The sequence below is a fragment of the Brochothrix sp. genome, assembly GCF_017549435.1.
GTDB lineage: Bacteria > Bacillota > Bacilli > Lactobacillales > Listeriaceae > Brochothrix > Brochothrix thermosphacta.
In genome coordinates, this window is record NZ_JAFYUW010000062.1 from 1 (window position 1) to 3,529 (window position 3,529).

Consider the following 3,529-nt stretch of genomic DNA (forward strand, 5'->3'; position numbering starts at 1 on the left):
GCAACTGTTGGTACATACACCATTAAAATTGATTCGGGTTGCGTAGCTGACTTTGTAATTAAATAACCTGAGACATACATTAACGCTCCCGATAAGATAAAGGTCAGTGTTCCCAAGGTTAGCACTCCGATGAACATCCGACGGTATTTTTTTACATAAGGGCGAATCCAACTATCTTGTAACATCTTTATGCTCCTAACTGGGCTTGTACCAACTGATAGTACGTCCCTTTTTTAGCAAATAATTCATGAGGAAGACCTTGCTCAACCACTTGCCCTTTATCAAGGACGATAACCCAATCCATTTCATTCATCCAATGTAACCTATGTGTTGCTAATACCACCAGCTTATTTTCAAACAATGGCAGCATCGTCTCTTTTAACTCTGATTCTGTTTCGATATCTAAATGCGCTGTCGGCTCATCAAGTAACATCACCGGACGTTCCTCGATATAAGCACGTGCAAGTGCTACACGTTGTTCTTGACCACCACTCATTTGACGACCACTTTCACCAACGAAAGCATCGAGACCAAACTCTAGACTATCAATCAAGTCATTTAAACCTGCACGTTCTGCTGCTTCAATAACTTCAGCTTCAGTGGCTGTCGGACGATAAAAACGAATGTTTTCACGCAACGATAAATTAAAGATATACGGATGTTGTGGTATAAATGTCACTTGTTCTCGCCAAGCAGTTTGTGCCAAACTACTTATATCTTGTTTATTCACCTGTATATCACCTGCTTGCGCTTCTAAAAAACCGCCTAATAAACTAACAAATGTCGATTTCCCTGAACCACTAGCACCTATAACACCGATGTTGCTCACTCCAGAAAGCTCTATTTTTTTGTCAATACGTAATCTTTCACGCTCTTCTTCACCTTTAATTACAACACCATTAAGTATTAACTCACTGTCTGTTGACCATTCTTTTATAGTTGAACTTGTTTCATGTGAAACAGGTATATCCAACACTTCTTGTAATGCTTTACCAGCCTCCTGACCATCGAGTGAGGCATGGAAATCCGTTCCAATTTCACGCACAGGCAAAAAGAATTCTGGCGCTAAAATCAATGAGAGTAACGCAGGGTAAAGCATCATTGTGCCATCAATTAGCTGCACACCTAAAAAGACAGCAATTGTTGCAACACCTAACATCGTGAAAAAATCTAGAGCAAATGAAGATAAGAATGCCACCCGTAGAGTTGACATCGTTGACTTACGATAGTTTTCACTCACAAAGGCTATTTGTTTTTCATGTCGACGGCTAATCCCCAGATAACGTAATGTTTCAATTCCTCTTAAAGAATCTACGAAGTGGTTGCTTAATTTTTCATACGATTCCCATTTGGCATCCGCATTTTTTTGTGCAGCCCAACCTAACAAAATCATAAAACAAATTAAAATAACAAACGTCACGCCTAAAACAATCGCTGATTTCAAATCAACAAACAGCATGTAAATACCAATCATCAACGGAATAACTGCCATACTGGAAAATTTAGGGATAAACAACTCTAAATAACGACGGAATTTGGCAATCCCCTCCATCATCAGTGTCACAGTCTGCCCACTTCCCATCTGACTTAAAAAACCTGAGCCTAATTGAAATAACTTTTCAATGACAGCTTCACGATAAGCGGTCCCTGTCTTAGCAGCAAAAAGATAAGCAATGCGGCTTTTGACAGCTGTTATCAAATAACGTACAGCGATCATTATCAGAAATCCTAGCAACTGTCCTCTCACTTCTTGAAATGAATGTCCCGCAAACAAATCGCTTAAGGAACCTGCTAAGTAAATCGCCTGCATAATAATGGAAAAACCTTGAATAATCGACAAGATCATCAAGGCTACCATCACTATTTTGAAGCCTTTATATTTAAAAAGACTTTTATCCATTAATAAATGTGTTCATCTTCTTGAGTGATACGTTTGCGGAAAACGTAATAACTCCAAATTGTGTAACCAAGAACGAATGGCAACAATGTAATAGCTACAATTGTCATTACTTTTAACGAATAGTTACCACTTGATGCATTTGAAATTGTTAAGTTAAATGCTTCACCTAAACTGCTGACCATTACACGTGGGAACAATGAAACAAAAATCAGTGAAATTGTTCCGGCAATACCGAGACCAGAGAAAGTAAATGATAATTTTTCAGAACCTTTAAGTGTGAATAATAACGATAAGGCATAACTCACAACAATAAATCCAATTGTAATCAATACGCCTACAAGGTTATGGCTAAAAATATCAGTGTATTTCATTGAAAGAAGTACAAAGACTACGAGCGAAACCAATACACCTAAACCTACTTTCACAGCTAAGTTACGCGCACGTTCACGCATGCTGTGGTCAACACGCAATGTAATGTATAACAAACCATGATAGAAGCATAACAACATTAAAGTGATACCGCCCCAAACAGAGTAAACATTAATATAATCTGTAAAGCCAGCATACATGTTCATTTCTGCATCAATCGGCATACCTTTTAACATACTTGTAAACAAAACACCGAACAACAGTGGAATAAGTGTACTTGAAATGAAGATGACCCAGTCCCATGTCGGTGTCCATTTTGGATGATCGTGCTTACGACGGAACTCAAAGGATACACCTCGACCAATCAGCAACATTAAAACGGCAAATAGCGGTAGATAGTAACCACTGAACATTGTCGCATACCAGTTTGGAAAAGCAGCAAACAGTGCGCCCCCAGCAGTAATCAACCAAACTTCATTGGCATCCCAGAAAGGTCCAATTGTTGAAACAAGCATTGTACGCTCTTTTTCATCCTTTGCTAAAAAACGCATACTCATACCCACACCAAAATCAAATCCTTCAAGGAAGAAGAATCCGATAAACAGCACAGCAACTAAGAGGAACCAAAATTCATTAAGACTCATGTTTGTAACCTCCTTCTTCAAATGGATCGACTGTTTCTTTATCTTGATGTTCTTCATCATGATAAGGTCCTGCTTTAATTGTTTTCACCATCAAGAAGACAAGAACTGCCGCCAAAATAGCAAAAATAGCAATAAAGAGAATCGTTGAGAATAAAATACTTCCTGCAGAAACGTTAGGTGATACCGCATTCGCAGTTGTTTGATAGCCAAATACAACCCACGGCTGACGACCAATCTCTGTCATTACCCAGCCGAATGAATTCGCTAAGAATGGTAATGCAATCACAGGCGCTAATAATTTCAAATAAAGCGTGCTGCTTTCTAACTTACGTCTCCAGTCTAGGAATAAACCAAGCGCAGCCATAAATAACATTGCCATGCCTGAAAATACCATTCCTCTGAAACTCCAATATGTTGTTTTAACTGGCGGAATATAGTTCATATTCTCACCTGCCACACTTGCATATTTCTTTTCATACTTCGCTTGCAATGTTTTCATTCCCTCGACGCTACCGCTAAACTTCGAATACGAAAGATAACTTAGCGCATAAGGTATTTCAAGATCAAAATCATTTTTTTGTTCCTTAACATTAATATTAGCAATCAATGACCACGC

The 3,529-nt window shown here is 38.6% G+C and carries 3 protein-coding genes and 1 pseudogene; all 4 read right to left on the minus strand.

The window, feature by feature from the left end:
• Positions 1-185, minus strand: a pseudogene (locus IKV95_RS04365) (amino acid ABC transporter ATP-binding protein); the annotation flags it as partial.
• A 2-nt stretch (positions 186-187) separates the two neighbouring features.
• Entirely contained in the window at positions 188-1,900 is a 1,713-nt protein-coding gene (cydD, locus tag IKV95_RS04370) for a thiol reductant ABC exporter subunit CydD (RefSeq protein WP_069125022.1), read from the minus strand.
• On the minus strand, positions 1,900-2,913 hold the full coding sequence (gene cydB, locus IKV95_RS04375; protein WP_029091309.1) for a cytochrome d ubiquinol oxidase subunit II: 1,014 nt from the start codon (positions 2,911-2,913) through the stop codon (positions 1,900-1,902). Before cydB ends, cydD begins: the two co-directional genes overlap by 1 nt.
• On the minus strand, positions 2,903-3,529 hold a 627-nt coding region (locus IKV95_RS04380; RefSeq protein ID WP_287451436.1), incomplete at its 5' end, for a cytochrome ubiquinol oxidase subunit I. The genes cydB and IKV95_RS04380, both read right to left, overlap by 11 nt.

What these genes read in the sequence shown, in the direction of transcription:
- cydD (WP_069125022.1), bottom strand. Translation starts at nt 1,900, where the DNA reads ATGGATAAAAGTCTTTTTAAATATAAAGGCTTCAAAATAGTGATGGTA.
- cydB (WP_029091309.1), bottom strand. Translation starts at nt 2,913, where the DNA reads ATGAGTCTTAATGAATTTTGGTTCCTCTTAGTTGCTGTGCTGTTTATC.